Source organism: Paraburkholderia saeva, assembly GCF_907164555.1.
Classification (GTDB): Bacteria; Pseudomonadota; Gammaproteobacteria; order Burkholderiales; family Burkholderiaceae; genus Paraburkholderia; species Paraburkholderia saeva.
Map to the genome: position 1 here is coordinate 103,930 of NZ_CAJQZC010000012.1, position 13,876 is coordinate 117,805.

Annotated in this window: 15 protein-coding genes; 10 read left to right on the forward strand and 5 right to left on the reverse strand. The window is 62.9% G+C overall.

Annotated elements, in window-relative coordinates; genetic code table 11:
- Positions 1 to 35 precede the first annotated feature (35 nt).
- The 4 genes from LPA36_RS25505 to LPA36_RS25520 all read left to right on the forward strand — a co-directional run bounded on the left by LPA36_RS25505 (position 36) and on the right by LPA36_RS25520 (position 4,772).
- Positions 36 to 1,559, forward strand: a complete 1,524-nt coding sequence (locus tag LPA36_RS25505) for a purine-cytosine permease family protein (protein WP_407674335.1) — start codon at positions 36 to 38, stop codon at positions 1,557 to 1,559.
- 43 nt (positions 1,560 to 1,602) lie between these two features.
- Positions 1,603 to 3,294, forward strand: a complete 1,692-nt coding sequence (gene betA, locus LPA36_RS25510; RefSeq protein WP_228882874.1) for a choline dehydrogenase — start codon at positions 1,603 to 1,605, stop codon at positions 3,292 to 3,294.
- A 273-nt stretch (positions 3,295 to 3,567) separates the two neighbouring features.
- Positions 3,568 to 4,398 (forward strand): YhfC family intramembrane metalloprotease, encoded by an 831-nt coding sequence (locus LPA36_RS25515; protein ID WP_228882876.1) that lies wholly within the window; start codon positions 3,568 to 3,570, stop codon positions 4,396 to 4,398.
- An 8-nt stretch (positions 4,399 to 4,406) separates the two neighbouring features.
- Positions 4,407 to 4,772, forward strand: coding sequence for a DUF3022 domain-containing protein (locus LPA36_RS25520; protein WP_228882973.1), 366 nt, complete (start codon positions 4,407 to 4,409; stop codon positions 4,770 to 4,772).
- Between the two features lie 38 nt (positions 4,773 to 4,810).
- Here LPA36_RS25520 and LPA36_RS25525 read toward each other — a convergent pair whose 3' ends face one another.
- Positions 4,811 to 5,248 carry a PGDYG domain-containing protein gene (locus LPA36_RS25525; RefSeq protein WP_228882878.1) on the reverse strand — a complete coding sequence of 146 codons (438 nt, stop codon included), beginning with the start codon at positions 5,246 to 5,248 and terminating at the stop codon, positions 4,811 to 4,813.
- 244 nt (positions 5,249 to 5,492) lie between these two features.
- Positions 5,493 to 5,987 (reverse strand): Spy/CpxP family protein refolding chaperone, encoded by a 495-nt coding sequence (locus LPA36_RS25530; RefSeq protein ID WP_228882879.1) that lies wholly within the window; start codon positions 5,985 to 5,987, stop codon positions 5,493 to 5,495.
- Between the two features lie 178 nt (positions 5,988 to 6,165).
- On the opposite strand from LPA36_RS25530, the gene LPA36_RS25535 reads away from it, so the two are divergent.
- The 3 genes from LPA36_RS25535 to LPA36_RS25545 all read left to right on the forward strand — a co-directional run bounded on the left by LPA36_RS25535 (position 6,166) and on the right by LPA36_RS25545 (position 8,984).
- On the forward strand, positions 6,166 to 7,050 hold the full coding sequence (locus tag LPA36_RS25535) for a LysR substrate-binding domain-containing protein (RefSeq protein WP_228882881.1): 885 nt from the start codon (positions 6,166 to 6,168) through the stop codon (positions 7,048 to 7,050).
- A gap of 120 nt (positions 7,051 to 7,170) precedes the next feature.
- Positions 7,171 to 7,635: an Lrp/AsnC family transcriptional regulator gene (locus LPA36_RS25540; protein ID WP_228882883.1), complete on the forward strand. Its 465-nt coding sequence runs from the start codon at positions 7,171 to 7,173 to the stop codon at positions 7,633 to 7,635.
- A gap of 248 nt (positions 7,636 to 7,883) precedes the next feature.
- Positions 7,884 to 8,984, forward strand: coding sequence for a saccharopine dehydrogenase family protein (locus tag LPA36_RS25545; protein ID WP_228882885.1), 1,101 nt, complete (start codon positions 7,884 to 7,886; stop codon positions 8,982 to 8,984).
- Between the two features lie 48 nt (positions 8,985 to 9,032).
- On the opposite strand, the gene LPA36_RS25550 is transcribed toward LPA36_RS25545, so the two are convergent.
- The gene (locus tag LPA36_RS25550) at positions 9,033 to 9,659 is read right to left on the reverse strand and encodes an AAA family ATPase (protein WP_228882887.1); all 627 of its coding nucleotides are present in this window, start codon (positions 9,657 to 9,659) and stop codon (positions 9,033 to 9,035) included.
- On the reverse strand, positions 9,656 to 9,811 hold the full coding sequence (gene cydX, locus LPA36_RS25555; RefSeq protein ID WP_228882888.1) for a cytochrome bd-I oxidase subunit CydX: 156 nt from the start codon (positions 9,809 to 9,811) through the stop codon (positions 9,656 to 9,658). The genes LPA36_RS25550 and cydX overlap by 4 nt, the downstream gene beginning before the upstream one ends.
- 403 nt (positions 9,812 to 10,214) lie before the next feature.
- Here cydX and LPA36_RS25560 point away from each other — a divergent pair, with 403 nt between their 5' ends.
- Positions 10,215 to 10,658 (forward strand): hypothetical protein, encoded by a 444-nt coding sequence (locus LPA36_RS25560; RefSeq protein WP_228882890.1) that lies wholly within the window; start codon positions 10,215 to 10,217, stop codon positions 10,656 to 10,658.
- 153 nt (positions 10,659 to 10,811) lie between these two features.
- A complete protein-coding gene (gene corA / locus LPA36_RS25565) occupies positions 10,812 to 11,789 on the forward strand; it encodes a magnesium/cobalt transporter CorA (protein WP_228882891.1) in 978 nt (325 codons plus the stop codon).
- A gap of 57 nt (positions 11,790 to 11,846) precedes the next feature.
- Here the strand turns inward: corA and LPA36_RS25570 are convergent, their stop codons facing one another.
- The gene (locus tag LPA36_RS25570; protein ID WP_228882893.1) at positions 11,847 to 12,482 is read right to left on the reverse strand and encodes a LysE family translocator; all 636 of its coding nucleotides are present in this window, start codon (positions 12,480 to 12,482) and stop codon (positions 11,847 to 11,849) included.
- Between the two features lie 401 nt (positions 12,483 to 12,883).
- Here LPA36_RS25570 and LPA36_RS25575 point away from each other — a divergent pair, with 401 nt between their 5' ends.
- Positions 12,884 to 13,840 (forward strand): sugar ABC transporter substrate-binding protein, encoded by a 957-nt coding sequence (locus LPA36_RS25575; protein ID WP_228882894.1) that lies wholly within the window; start codon positions 12,884 to 12,886, stop codon positions 13,838 to 13,840.
- Positions 13,841 to 13,876: the final 36 nt, after the last annotated feature.

Here is a 13,876-nt window from a genome sequence, read left to right on the forward strand (position 1 = left end):
TTCCATCAACCTCTCATTCCAGTCAGGGGTACATGATGCAAGTAGCAGACGAAACAGTAAAAGACACCGTAACCGGGGTTGAACACGGCGCCATTGAAGGCCATTCGATTGACTTTATTCCGGATAACGAACGAACAGACAGGTTGTCCAGGCAAGGACCCTTCTGGTTTCTGGGTAATTTCACTTTCTTTACCATGACCATTGGCTTTGTGGGTCCCAGCATTGGACTGAGCGCGCTGTGGACCACGATTGCCGGCACGCTGGGCATCATGTTCGGTACCCTGTTCATGGCCTTTCATGGATCGCAAGGTCCTCATCTGGGTTTGCCGCAGATGATTCAGTCGAGAGCGCAGTTCGGCTATCGCGGGGTCATCGTCGTTCTGCTGGCAACGCTATTCGTGTTTGCGGGATTCAACATCGTCAACCTCGTGCTGATGATGCAGGGCCTCAAAGCACTGTTCAACTGGGACCCCGTCAAGGTGGCGCTGGCGGTGACCTTGCCGGCTTCCATTCTGGCGATTCTCGGCCACGACTGGATGCACCGGAGTTTCAAATGGGCGCTGTATCTGTCGCTGCCTCTTTACGGACTCGTCACGGTGGCTGTGCTGATGCATTGGGTGCATGACGTGCCGCTTGCCGCGGTGGCCCCGGGCGCGACGCCGACGCCACCGTTGGGCTTCGGCTGGATAGCTTTCATTGCGCAATTCGCGGCCGCCGCCAGCTACAACATCGCCTACGCACCCTATGTATCCGACTACTCGCGTTACCTGCCGAAAAATACGCCAGCCGGCAAACTGATTGCGGCGGTGTTCCTCGGCGCATCGCTGTCAGGCGCGTGGATGATCGCGATTGGCGGCTGGCTCGCGGACCATCTGCATGCGACCGATGTACTGGTCGCGCTGAATCAGGTGGGCAGCGACCTCGCACCGGGGATGGGAAGCGTTGTGGTCGGCGTCACGATTCTGGCTTTTCTGCCGGTCATCGCGATGAACATCTATAGCGCAAAACTGACGACTATCACGGCAGTCGATTCGTTCCGCAAAGTCAAGACGACTCCCCGGACCCGCATTCTGGCGATTCTCTTTGTGGTGGTCCTTCAGCTCGGCGTGGCCCTCAGCATTTATACGTCGGGTAAGGGACTTTCCGTCCTGAACATTTACCTGGTGGTGATGCTGTATTTTCTGGTGCCCTGGACCGCGGTCAATCTGACGGACTACTTTTTCGTTCGCAAGGGTCGCTATGCCATTCCGCACTTCTTCCTGCCTGACAACAACCTCTACGGAAAGTGGGGCGCGCGCGGTCTGATTGCGTACGTGATCGGTTTCGTTTCGATGATTCCGTTCTTCTGCGTGCTCGACGGCACCAACGAGGTGTATATCGGGCCGCTTTCCCGTGCGATGGGCGGCGTCGATCTGGCGTGGCTGGTCGGTTTGTTCGTCTCGGGCCTGGCTTACTACGCATTGTCGCGCTCACTCGATCTGAAGCACGAAGCGTCCGTCATTGCTTCCATCGAGAAGACCTCACCGCAATACACCACCGGCGACAAAGGTCGCTACTGAACCACAGACGACCCCGTCAAGATCTACGAAGCAGGCAAATATCATGGCTACCGAGCAATTCGATTACATCATAGTGGGCGCTGGATCGGCCGGGTGTGTACTGGCCAACCGGCTTACCGAGGACCCGGCGGTCCGCGTTCTGGTGCTGGAATTCGGCGGCAGCGATCGCAGCGTCATCATTCAGATGCCGAGCGCGTTTTCAATGCCCATGAATACGTCGAAGTACAACTGGCGCTATCAGACGGCTCCCGAAGCGCATCTGAATGGCCGCCAGTTGCATTGCCCGCGCGGCAAGGTGCTGGGTGGATCGTCCTCGATCAACGGTCTTGTCTATATTCGCGGCCACGCGTGCGACTTCGATGAATGGGAGGAGCTGGGCGCTCGCGGCTGGGGCTATCGCAACTGCCTGCCGTATTTCCGGCGCGCGGAAAGTTACAAGTTTGGCGGCGATGCATATCGGGGCGCAGAAGGTCCGCTGAGCACCAACAACGGCAACAACATGGCAAATCCGCTGTACGGCGCCTGGATCGAGGCGGGGGCGGAGGCCGGATACATCAAGACGGAAGACTGCAACGGTCATATGCAGGAAGGCTTTGGCGCAATGCATATGACGGTCAAGGATGGCGTGCGCTGGTCCACCGCCAACGCCTACTTGCGCCCGGCGATGAAGCGGCCCAATCTGACTGTGGTGACGAATGCGATGACGCGCCGCGTGATTCTCGAAGGTAAGCGCGCCGTTGGAGTCGAGTACGATCAGGGCGGAAGCACGCACGTCGCGCGATGCCGCGCCGAAGTATTGATCGCCTCCGGCCCGATTGGTTCGCCTCATCTGCTGCAACGCTCCGGAATCGGGCCCGGCGAGGTACTCCGCAAGGCGGGGATCGAGGTCAGGCATCATTTACCCGGCGTGGGCGAGAACCTGCAGGATCATGCGGAAATCTATATTCAGTACGCCTGCAAGGAGCCCGTTACACTCAATGCGAAAATGGACCCGTTCAGCAAGTTCATGATCGGGCTGCGATGGCTGTTGTTCAAGGATGGTCTGGGGGCCAGCAACCATTTTGAGGCCGGTGGATTCATCCGCTCCGAAGCGGGGTTGCGCTGGCCTGACATTCAATTCCATTTCCTGCCCGCCGCCATGCGCTACGACGGCGACAAGCCGTTCAAGGGACACGGTTTCATGGTACTGACCGGACCGAACAAACCGAAGAGCCGCGGTTACGTGCGGTCGGTATCGGCCGATCCTTATACGCATCCGGAAATCCGCTTCAACTATCTGGACCGGGAAGAGGACCGCGAGGGCTTCCGACGCTGCGTGCGGTTGACGAGAGAAATCATCGGTCAGCCTGCAATGGACCGCTTTCGCGATGCCGAACTCGCTCCCGGGGCGCACGTGCAAACGGACGAGCAAATCGACGCATTTGTCCGGGCAAACCTGGAAAGCACCATGCATCCGTGTGGTTCGTGCCGCATGGGGGAAGATGACATGGCGGTGGTCGATTCCGCGTTGCGGGTGCGTGGCATGGAGGGTTTGCGAGTGATCGACTCGTCCGTATTCCCGACCGAACCCAATGGCAATCTGAACGCGCCGACGATCATGCTCGCAGAACGTGCGTCCGACCTGCTCCGCGCGGTTCCCATGCTGCCCGCGTCAGACGCGGATGTGGGTCTGGCCGAAGGGTGGGAGACGCGGCAACGTACGCATACGCCGAAGCGAAAGCTGTCTGTCGAGTAGATTGATTGTCGGCGCTGGGAGCGGAGGGGGCTTTCCCCGCGCCGGGTCGGGTAGATGCCAGCCCGTTGTGACCGACGCGCGTCAGGCGCTACGCGCCCGGCGCGCCGTCGCATGTAAGACGGACTTCGGTCATTCGTATTGCTTCGCGGAAACGACGGCCCCGGGTCGACACGGGACGCACGTGATCGCCGCAACCTGAGGTTGCAGTGATATCAGTTAAGATCACGCGGTCTGCGGCGCGTAGTGTGCGCGCCGGTTGCTGCAAGGAAGCTCATGGTCGTAGCACCGCTCACCCTCACGTGTCTTGCGCTCGCGACGCTCTTCGTCGCTGCTTTGCCCATCCTGCTGTATCGCCGTTACCGCACGCCGCTTGCGCTCGACCGCCGTGACGCGATCGCGGGCATCGCCGCATTCGCATTCTTCGCGATGGTGGTCGAGCGCGCGCTGAACGCATTCGTGCTGCAGCAGAACGAGGCCACGGCGACGCTGCTGGCGAACCCGGTGTCGTTCGTGATCTACGGCGCGTTCGCTGCCGGCATCTGCGAGGAAACCGGGCGCTTCATCGCGATGCGTCTCCTGCTCAAACGTGCGTTGAAGAACGGCTCGCCATCCGCCCGCACGAATGGCACCGCGCTCTCGTACGGGATCGGTCACGGCGGCGCTGAAGCGTGGCTCGTCGGCGTGCTGGTGCAGATTCAGTGGATCGTGTTCGCCATCTTCGAAAACCGCGGCGAACTCGCTCTGCATCTGTCGAACGTGCCGGCCGAATCGATGATGCGCATCCATCTGGTTCTCGCGGGCCTGTCGCCCGCGACGGCCGGCATTTTCGCGGTCGAACGCGTGGCGGCGCTCGTGTTCCAGATTGCGTTGTCGGTACTGATGTGGCGCGGCGTGCGGGCAGGGTGGAAGTGGATTCTGCCGCTCGCGATCGTCGCGCACGCGGCGGTCGATCTGCCGGCGGCGCTGTTCCAGGCGCGTCTGTTGCCGCTCGTTGCGGTCGATGGCATCTACGTGGTCGTGGCGCTCGGCGTGGCGGCCATGCTGGTCAAGCTGTTCCGTCGCCCGTCGCGCCCTGTTCAATCAACTGAAACCTCCAGCCAATAACGATGACGATGGAAGCGAGGCAATACGACTGCGCGAGCCCCGATTTCGAGCAACTGGCGCGTGTCATCAGCGACCTGTTCCCCGAGCAGACCCAGTTCGTCGAGCGTCCCGCCGACGACGGCACGCCGGTCCTGACTGTTCTCTGGGTCGCGATGCGCTTCGGTTCGACGGCGCGGCGCATCACAATGAGCGTCGTGATCACGCCGGCCGCACTCGCGCGCTTTCGGGCGACGCCGGCGCGCCTGCGCGACCGCAGCTTCGCGGTGTTGCGAGCGTATGTGGAAGCGACGCTCGGCTCGCTCGAGGAAATGTACGCGAACGGCGAGGCCGTGCCGCGTGAGGTCACCGTCGATCTCGGCGACGAGTTCGCGTAGTCCGGCTGCGTTGCCGGGCGCGAGCGTTGCCGCCAGGTTCAATCCGCCCGGCGGTACACCTTCGCGAAGCGGGCGGCCTGAACGACGCCGTAGTCGCCCGGCGCATATTGCATGATCCAGTCGCCAGCGGTGCCGTGCAGCACGTCGCCGCCCGCCGCCGAGCGTGCCATCGAGAACGGCGCATCCATCTGTTTCGCCAGCACGACGGCTGGCCGGTTCCGATACGGTCCGGCTTGGCCGTGCGCATGCGCCGCGTCGGCGGGCAGGTACTTCGCATCGAAGCGCTCCCGCGAGACCACCCAGCGGTCGCCCGTCGAACCGGTAATGAGCGCATCGCCCCGGGTGTAGCGGTTCGGGCCTTCGAGGCTCATCAACTCGCCGTCGCCCGGCGCAAATTCGACGCTGACGGTCTCGTCCTTGACGTAGCGTTGCGCAGCCGGATCGGTGCGCAGGTCGATATTCTTCAGTTCGATCATGAATTCGGGTGGTAGTGCGTGAGTTCAGGCAGGTCGGGACGCGCGGGTTGCGCGACATGCTCACGCGGCGCGCCAGGCGGGCTCCAGGGTCGCAAGGGTAGCGCGAAAACTGCCCGCGTGCACCCTGCGGCTTCGGGCATGCCGCGTTTATCGCACGCCAGAAACAACAACGCCCGCGATAAAACCGCGGGCGTTACTGATGCTTTCGAGGCCAGTCTGACGGCGAACCGCCAGACCCGGAACCTTACGGCTTGACGGTTTCGTCTGCCGGGGCGGCCTTCTTCTTGCCCTTGCCGCCGTGATGTCCCTCAGCGCGCGACGGATGACGGAACGTCGTGTCAGCCAGCTTCTTCTGGTCCGGCGAAAGGCTCGTGTAAAGCGGCTCGAACGCGTCGAGCAGCTTCTTCGTGCCGTCCGCGTGCGCGGTGGCGATTGCCGAATACTGCTTCATGTCGTCGAGTGCGGAGCGGTCCGGATTCGCCATGCGTTGCTCATAGAGGCCAGACATCGTTTCGCCGTTGGTACGCATGACGTCGGCGAATGTCTTCCACTGCGGTTCCTGCTGCGGCGTGATTTTCAGCTGCGTGTGCAGATACGTGATGCGCTGCTCCACACGCTGTTCATAACGCGCCGCGCCCGAGGCCGGCGCCGGCGCAGCGGCGGATGCCGGTGCCGCGGTTTGCGCAAATGCGCCGCTCATCGCCAGCGTGGAGGCGAGAATAACGAGAGTTTTTTTCATCGAGACTCCTGATGTCTGTTCGTGTCGGGCGGAAGCGCTGTGTGTCGAAGGGTTGACCTGCCGCCAGCTTCGCAGGTTCATGCGCGCTTCACCGTGGGCGCTATTAGTATCACGATATCCGTGACATCAGGCCGCTTTGCCACAACTCCTTACAACCGAAACGAACAGGAAATAGCAGGTGGACAAATTCGTCAGCATGGAGATCTTCGTGGCGGTCGTCGAGGCGGGGAGCCTGACGGCCGCGGCTGAGCGCTTCGACATTTCGTCGGCGATGGTCGGCAAGCACATCCGTGCGCTGGAAACGCGGCTCGCCACGCGGCTCCTCACGCGCACCACGCGCCGCCAGAGCCTGACCGAGATCGGCCGTCAATACTACGAACAGTGCCGGCGGATTCTCGCGGAAGTGCGGGCGGCGGAATCGCTCGCCGAGGCAATGGTGGCCACACCGCGCGGCGTGCTGAAGGTCACTGCGCCGCTGACCTACGGCGTCGAAGTGTTCTCGCCCGCGATGACCGACTATCTCGGCGCGTGGCCCGAAGTCAGTCTCGAACTCGATCTGTCGAACCGGATTGTCGATCTCGTCGACGAGGGTTTCGATGCGGCGATCCGCATCGGCGAACTGCCGGATTCGGGTTTTGTCGCGCGGCCGCTCAAGCCTTACCGGATGCGGGCGTGCGCTTCGCCGGACTATCTCGCACGCATGGGCACGCCGCGCACGCCGGCCGATCTCGAACGCCATGAATGCCTCGGTTTTCTGCACTGGGGGCGGGAAGGGCAATGGCGGCTCGACGGCGAAACCGCGTGCGCGAACTCACTGCGCGCAGGACGCTTTCGCGCGAACAACGGCCAGGCGCTGAAGGTCGCGGCGTTGCGCGGCTTTGGTCTCGTGATGCAACCCGAGGCGCTGCTCGCAAGAGAGATCGATAGCGGACAGCTCGTGCCGGTACTCGACGACTATCTGCCCGACGGCGCGCCCGTGCATCTGATTTACGCACGCGACCAGCGCGCCACGCCGAAGCTGACGACGTTCATCGACTTCGTCGTCGAGCGGTTCGGGGCGTGAGTTCGACGTGCGTCTGGCGTGAACACCGTGCATGACATTGCACGACGGCAGGCGATAATCCACGCATGGCGTCGTGCCTGCCGGCACCGACGCATTCCTTCAACGTGACCGCCCCCATCGATGAGACCACCGCGCCTCGACCAGCTCGACGACCTTGACCGAAACCTCGTCGCCCTTTTGCAGGAGAACGCCCGCGAAAGCGTGGCGAATCTCGCGCGCCAGCTCGGCGTCGCGCGTACGACCGTGATCGCGCGGATCGCGCGGCTCGAAAAAACGAACGTGATCGCAGGCTACAGCGTGAGACTCGGGCAGGACGTGCTCGATGCAAGCATCTACGCTTACGTCGGCATCATCATCGCGCCGAGGTACGGGCAGGACGTGCAGAAGCGGCTCGGACGCATGCCCGAAGTCCAGCTGCTGTGCGCGGTGAGCGGCGAATTCGATTACGTCGCGTGGCTGCGGGCCGATTCGCCCGACCGGCTCAACGATCTGCTTGACCAGATCGGCGGCCTCGAAGGCGTCGAGCGCACCACGACGTCGATCATCCTCGCGCGCAAGATCGATCGCGGCATGGGGGGCAGCTAACGCTGCGTGCCGGCCGTCTCCAGGTGGTTTTTACACCGTTTTAACGTGTTTTCGTCGAATCGAATTATTTTTTCGTCATTTAGACGAAACCGTCCGTCATAACGCAGCATTTTGCATCTGTTTTTCGTACTGGCCTCTCCATAAACTGTGTCGCAACGGTTCGGCGCATGGCGTGCTGCTTCAGTTGCAGCGCCCCTTTGCAGCCTTCGGCCGAAAGCGGAATTCACACACAGAACAAGGAGAAGCGCATGAAAGTTGCCATCGTTGGCGCAGGGCTTATCGGTCACACCATTGCTCACATGCTGCGTGAAACCGGCGACTACGAAGTCGTCGCGTTCGATCGCGAGCAGCAGGCGCTCGACAAGCTCGCCGAGCAGGGCATCCCGACCCGCCGCGTCGATTCCGGCGATGCCGCCGCACTGCGCGCCGCCGTGCAGGGCTTCGATGCGCTCGTCAACGCGCTGCCGTACTACCTCGCCGTGAACGTCGCGGCTGCGGCGAAGGGGGCGGGCGTCCATTATTTCGACCTGACCGAAGACGTGCGCGCCACGCACGCGATCCGCGCGATCGCCGACGACTCCGATCACGCGTTCATGCCGCAATGCGGCCTCGCGCCGGGCTTCATCGGCATCGCGGCGCACGAACTGGCCAACCGCTTCACGGAAATCCGCGACGTCAAGATGCGCGTCGGCGCGCTGCCCGAGTTCCCGACCAACGCGCTCAAGTACAACCTGACGTGGAGCGTCGACGGCCTGATCAACGAGTATTGCCAGCCGTGCGAGGCGATCCGCGACAGCCGCACGCAATGGGTCCAGCCGCTCGAAGGTCTCGAGCATTTCTCGCTCGACGGCACCGAATACGAAGCGTTCAACACATCGGGCGGCCTCGGCACGCTGTGCGAAACGCTGTCGGGCCGCGTCGAAACGCTCGACTACAAGTCGGTGCGTTATCCGGGCCACCGCGACCTGATGCAGTTCCTGCTCGAAGATCTGCGCCTCGCAACCGACCGCGACACGCTCAAGACGATCATGCGCCGTTCGGTGCCGGCAACGGCGCAGGACGTCGTGCTGATCTTCATCACCGTAACGGGCACGCGCGACGGCCAGCTGGTGCAGGAGGTCTTCACGCGCAAGATCTTCGCGAAGACCGTATGCGGCGTGCCGATGAGCGCGATCGAGATCACGACTGCGGGTGCGATGTGCGCGGTGCTCGATCTGTTCCGCGAGCAGAAGCTGCCGCAAAAGGGCTTTATCCGCCAGGAGCAGGTGTCGCTGCGCGACTTTCTCGGCAACCGGTTCGGGCAACTCTACGAAGGTCAGGCGCTGCACGAATCGACGGCGACCGTGTAGGCGGTTCAGGCGGTTCACGCCATGCCGCGTGCCGGCCGCTGACGCAGTTCAGACCGGCACGGGCGGCAGGATCACATCCGGCTCGCCAGCCGAAGGCGCGCCGACGATGCGCGCGAGCAGCGCGTCGTAATCGGCGCGCTGCGGCGCCGTGTTGTCGAACATCAGCAGTTCTTTCGACAGGTCCGCATTCGGGACGAAACGGCGTTGCCGGTATTCGTCCCAGTGCGCGAGCTTGTACGCGTCGTTCGGGTTGTTGCGCGCGAGGATGCGCTGGTGCGCCGTCTCTTCCGATGTATAGACCCATACGACGCGAATCTGGACATTGTTCGTCACACCCAGCCACGCACGGTCGAACAGACGCCGGTCGCGAATTTCGCGCGTCAGCGGCCCGATCACGAGCGCGCTGATTCCCTGTTCCAGATTTTCACAAGCGGTATCGATGAGCCCCCGGTACTCGGGGTCGCGCAGATGCTGCAGAAAGAGCGGACTGTCGCGGTCGTTCGGATCGCCGGTCAGCGCGCCGATCGCGGCTGCGCTATAGCCACCGTAAAGCGTGTCCTTGTCGAGCAGGCAGAAGGCGACGCCTGTGGCCTGCGCCAGCGGCCGGATCAGGCGTTTCGCGAGCGTCGTCTTGCCGGTGCCCGCGTGGCCGCAGAAAAAAACCAGATGCGTCACAGGCGCGGATCCAGGCCGGTCGCGTCCTTGCTGCCGCCACTGCTGCTGTCGCTGTCACGCGCGAACGTGCCGTTCGCCTCCAGCCACATCACGTTGATGATCCCAAAGCCCAACGCAACGCCGATGCCGAGAATCCAGGTGAAATACCACATCGCAGTCTCCTGTCGATCCGGGTTGACACTTTAGCTGTCGACCGGCGTTCATGTGTCGGCGGGAGTGGGCGCTTTAGCGCTTGCTCCAGCCCGACAGCGCGTTACTCCGGTCCAATGCAAAGCACTTACCCGGGTCCCATGCAAATTGGTGCGGTCGGTGCAGGGCTGCCTTACACGACGCTCGCGCCGCGTCGGCAGGCATGCAGCGATCATGACCAGAAAGCCGGGGCCGCGCAAGGGGCCAGACGCGGCCGCTCCCGCCCCCCGGGGTTGCGCGGCTTGCCTGCCTGCAGCACAGGCCCCGCAGGTATCATGGACGTCGATCGGACGGCGCACAACAGGCGCTACACTCATGGCAGCTTGCAATTAGCAGACCGCGAAACGAAGACAAGGGGGGACCGACATGCCGTTGCGTTTGCCGGTTGCAGGGAAATTTGCCGCGGGCGCGGCGCTCGTGGTGTGCTTCGCCGCCCTGACAGGCTGCGCGTCGGAGCCTGCCGGACCCGTGCCATACAAGGACGTGCCGGTCGCCCGCATCGTCAAGCCTGGCTACACGGAACCAGAAGCCGGCAAGATCGCGGTCGACGTCCGGCGCGAGCGTTCGGGCGACGTCGTGATCCGCTTTCGCGATGCGCTCGTGTATGTCGACGGCGAGCAGGTCACCGACCTGATGAATGGCGAGCGGGTGATCTTCTATCTCAGCCCCGGCATGCACCGGATTGCCGTGTCGACGCAATTCGATCCCGTCATCGAGATGCAGTTCATGGTCACCGGACACTACACGAATCATGCGAGTGTCACGTTCAACGCGGAACACCGCATCGAGCTGCACCGTGTGCCGAAGTGAGCCCGCGAGCCGATAACCGGCGTGAGGAAATTTCGATGCCCATTCCGCACGAAGAATCCGTAACATGATGGCCGCTCCCTTCACCGTACCCGGACACGCTGCGCGCCCATGCGGCCGCGGCCTGTCCGCCGCTGTTATCAAGGTAACGACACGATGCTGATCAACTGCGCTGCATACCAGGACGGCCGCAAACTGGCCGACATCGAGATCGACGACATCAGCGTTTATGTGGCCAAGCCCGAATGCTTCGTCTGGGTTGCGTTGAAAGACCCGGGGCCTGGCGAACTCGACGTGATGAAGCACGAGTTCGGCCTGCACGAACTGGCGGTCGAGGACGTCCGCAACGGCCATCAGCGCCCGAAAATCGAGGAATACGGCGACTCGCTGTTCGCGGTGATGCACACGATCGAAATGGACGACGAAGGTGAACTGCTGATCGGCGAAGTGGACGTGTTCGTCGGTCCGAACTACGTGCTCTCGGTGCGTAACCGGACCCAGCACGGCTTTCAGGAAGTGCGCGCGCGCTGCGAACGCGAACCGAAGCTGCTCAAGGAAGGTTCGGCCTTCGTGCTCTACGCGCTCGCCGACAACATCGTCGATCGCTACTTTCCGATTCTCGAAAGCATCGGCGCCGAAATCGAAGAGATCGAAGACCGTATTTTCGGCAAGCACAGTCTCGCCGCATCGCGCGCGATCATCGAGGACCTGTATGCGCTAAAGCGCCGCCTTGTGCAGCTCGAACATCACATCGCGCCGTTGCTCGAAGGCATCGGGCAGCTGACGGGCGGGCGTATTCCGGCAATCTGTCAGGGCATGCAGGCGTATTTCCGCGACGTCTACGATCACCTCGACCGGATCGTGCGCACCATCGAAGGCCGTCGCGACATCATCGTCACCGCCGTACAGGTCAATCTCGGCATGATCTCGCTCGCCGAGAACGAGGTGACCAAGCGCCTCGGCTCGTTTGCCGCGCTGTTCGCGGTGCCCACCATGATCGCCGGGATCTACGGGATGAATTTCCAGCAGATTCCCGAGCTGCACTGGCAATACGGGTATCCAGTGTGTATCGCGGTGATGGCGATACTCGACGGATTCCTGTACTGGCGGTTCAAGAAAGCCAACTGGCTGTGAGCGCGGGCGGCTCGCTGTACCGGCAGCGCAGTACCCGAACGCACTGCGATGTCGGCGTCAGCGCCGGGTGAGGGCGAGCCGCACGCCGAGACCGATGAAGCCGGCGCCGATCACCCGGTCGATCCAGCGGCGCACGAGCGGTTGCGAGCGCACCGCGCGCGCGGCCCGCGCGGCGAGCCATGCGACGACGCAGTCGTTGACAAGCCCCAGCGTGACGAACACCGCGCCCAGCACGAGAAAAGCGGCGGTCTTGTGCGCGCTGTCGCTGGCGACAAACTGCGGGAAGAACGCAATATAGAAGAGCAGCACTTTCGGATTCGACGCATTCGTCACGAAGCCGCGAAAGAGCAACGTACGGCGCGACAGCCGGGGCGCAACCTGCGCGCCGTCGCTGTCAGCAGCAGCGGCGCCCGGCCACAGCATGCGCAGACCGAGCCACATCAGGTAAGCCGCGCCGAGCCACTTGATTGCATTGAACGCGCCGGGCGAAGCGGCAATGAGCGCGGTGAGCCCCACCGCGCACGCGACGGTATGCGCGCAGCCGCCGAGCGACACACCCAGCGCCGAAAGGATTCCGGCACGCCGGCCCTGCGCGATGCTCTGGCCTGCCACGTACGCGATGTCCGGACCGGGCGTCAGGTTGAGCGCGGTGACGGCAACAAGGAACAGTGGAAACTGGATGATTCCGAACATGACGCAATCCGTCCCGATCGGCGAAGAGGGAGCGTTGATCATAACGAAATCGTCCCGCTCCTGCAGGCGCCCCCGAAGGCGCGCAGCATCACCGCGTTCTCCCCGCTTGCAGCGCGCGCAATAAAAGGCCAGCATAAGCGGCCCGCCGGCGTGGAAACGTGCGCCGGAGGAGAAGCACCCTGACGCCGGACCGAGCGAGAGACCTTGCCAGAACGTAGCCACGCGGCACACCACACAGGCCACGCAGCGTTGTCCCTGCCGCACGAGCCGTATAACAACGTGTGCGCTGCAGCACTGCCTGCCGTTGACATATCCGACAGGCTGCGTCGAGAATAGGCCCCGCAAACGTTTGCGCACAATCAAAAATACGGCTCGCACGGAGCCAACAACTGGAGATACGCATGAACCACCGCATTCGTCGCCGCGTCCTGGCGGCCACTGTCGTGCTCACCGCTGCTGCCGTTCTGCCCATGTCGAGCGCTTATGCGCAGGCCGCCCACAAGCCGAAGGTCGCGCTTGTCATGAAGTCCCTCGCCAACGAGTTCTTCCTCACCATGGAAACCGGCGCGAAGGACTACCAGAAACACAATCCCAACAACTTCGACCTGATCACGAACGGGATCAAGGACGAAACCGATACCGCGAACCAGATCCGCATCGTCGAGCAGATGATCGTGTCGAAGGTCGACGCAATCGTCCTGGCACCGGCTGATTCGAAGGCGCTCGTGCCGGTCGTGAAGAAAGCCGTCGATGCCGGCATCATCGTCGTGAACATCGACAACCGGCTCGATCCGGACGTGCTGAAGTCGAAGGATCTCAACGTGCCGTTCGTCGGCCCGGATAACCGCAAGGGCGCGCAGAAGGTCGGCGACTATCTGGCGAAGAAGCTGAAGTCGGGCGATGAAGTCGCGATCCTCGAAGGCGTATCGACGACCACCAACGCGCAGCAACGTACCGCGGGCTTCAAGGACGCGATGCAGACAGTCGGCGCGAAGGTCGTGTCCGTGCAGTCGGGCGAATGGGAAATCGACAAGGGCAATGCGGTCGCATCAGCCATGCTGAGCGAGCATCCGAACGTCAAGGCGCTGCTGGCCGGCAACGACAACATGGCGATTGGCGCCGTGTCGGCGGTGCGTGCGGCGGGCAAGCAGGGCAAGGTCTACGTGGTTGGCTATGACAACATCAACGCGATCAGGCCGATGCTGAAGGACGGCCGCGTGCTCGCCACCGCCGACCAGTACGCCGCCAAGCAGGCCGTGTTCGGTATCGATACCGCGTTGAAGGCGCTCAACGAGCACAAGAAGCAGTCGGAGCTGTCGGGCGTGGTTGAAACGCCGGTCGACCTCGTCACGAAGTAACCCGCAGCAGGCGGCGACGGCATCTGTCCCGCAGAA

Coding starts and splice junctions, on each gene's coding strand:
- LPA36_RS25560 (WP_228882890.1), top strand. CDS start 10,215: ATGCCGTTGCGTTTGCCGGTTGCAGGGAAATTTGCCGCGGGCGCGGCG.
- cydX (WP_228882888.1), bottom strand. CDS start 9,811: ATGTGGTATTTCACCTGGATTCTCGGCATCGGCGTTGCGTTGGGCTTT.
- LPA36_RS25515 (WP_228882876.1), top strand. CDS start 3,568: ATGGTCGTAGCACCGCTCACCCTCACGTGTCTTGCGCTCGCGACGCTC.
- LPA36_RS25540 (WP_228882883.1), top strand. CDS start 7,171: ATGAGACCACCGCGCCTCGACCAGCTCGACGACCTTGACCGAAACCTC.
- LPA36_RS25570 (WP_228882893.1), bottom strand. CDS start 12,482: ATGTTCGGAATCATCCAGTTTCCACTGTTCCTTGTTGCCGTCACCGCG.
- LPA36_RS25520 (WP_228882973.1), top strand. CDS start 4,407: ATGGAAGCGAGGCAATACGACTGCGCGAGCCCCGATTTCGAGCAACTG.
- betA (WP_228882874.1), top strand. CDS start 1,603: ATGGCTACCGAGCAATTCGATTACATCATAGTGGGCGCTGGATCGGCC.
- LPA36_RS25525 (WP_228882878.1), bottom strand. CDS start 5,248: ATGATCGAACTGAAGAATATCGACCTGCGCACCGATCCGGCTGCGCAA.
- LPA36_RS25575 (WP_228882894.1), top strand. CDS start 12,884: ATGAACCACCGCATTCGTCGCCGCGTCCTGGCGGCCACTGTCGTGCTC.
- LPA36_RS25505 (WP_407674335.1), top strand. CDS start 36: ATGCAAGTAGCAGACGAAACAGTAAAAGACACCGTAACCGGGGTTGAA.
- corA (WP_228882891.1), top strand. CDS start 10,812: ATGCTGATCAACTGCGCTGCATACCAGGACGGCCGCAAACTGGCCGAC.
- LPA36_RS25530 (WP_228882879.1), bottom strand. CDS start 5,987: ATGAAAAAAACTCTCGTTATTCTCGCCTCCACGCTGGCGATGAGCGGC.
- LPA36_RS25545 (WP_228882885.1), top strand. CDS start 7,884: ATGAAAGTTGCCATCGTTGGCGCAGGGCTTATCGGTCACACCATTGCT.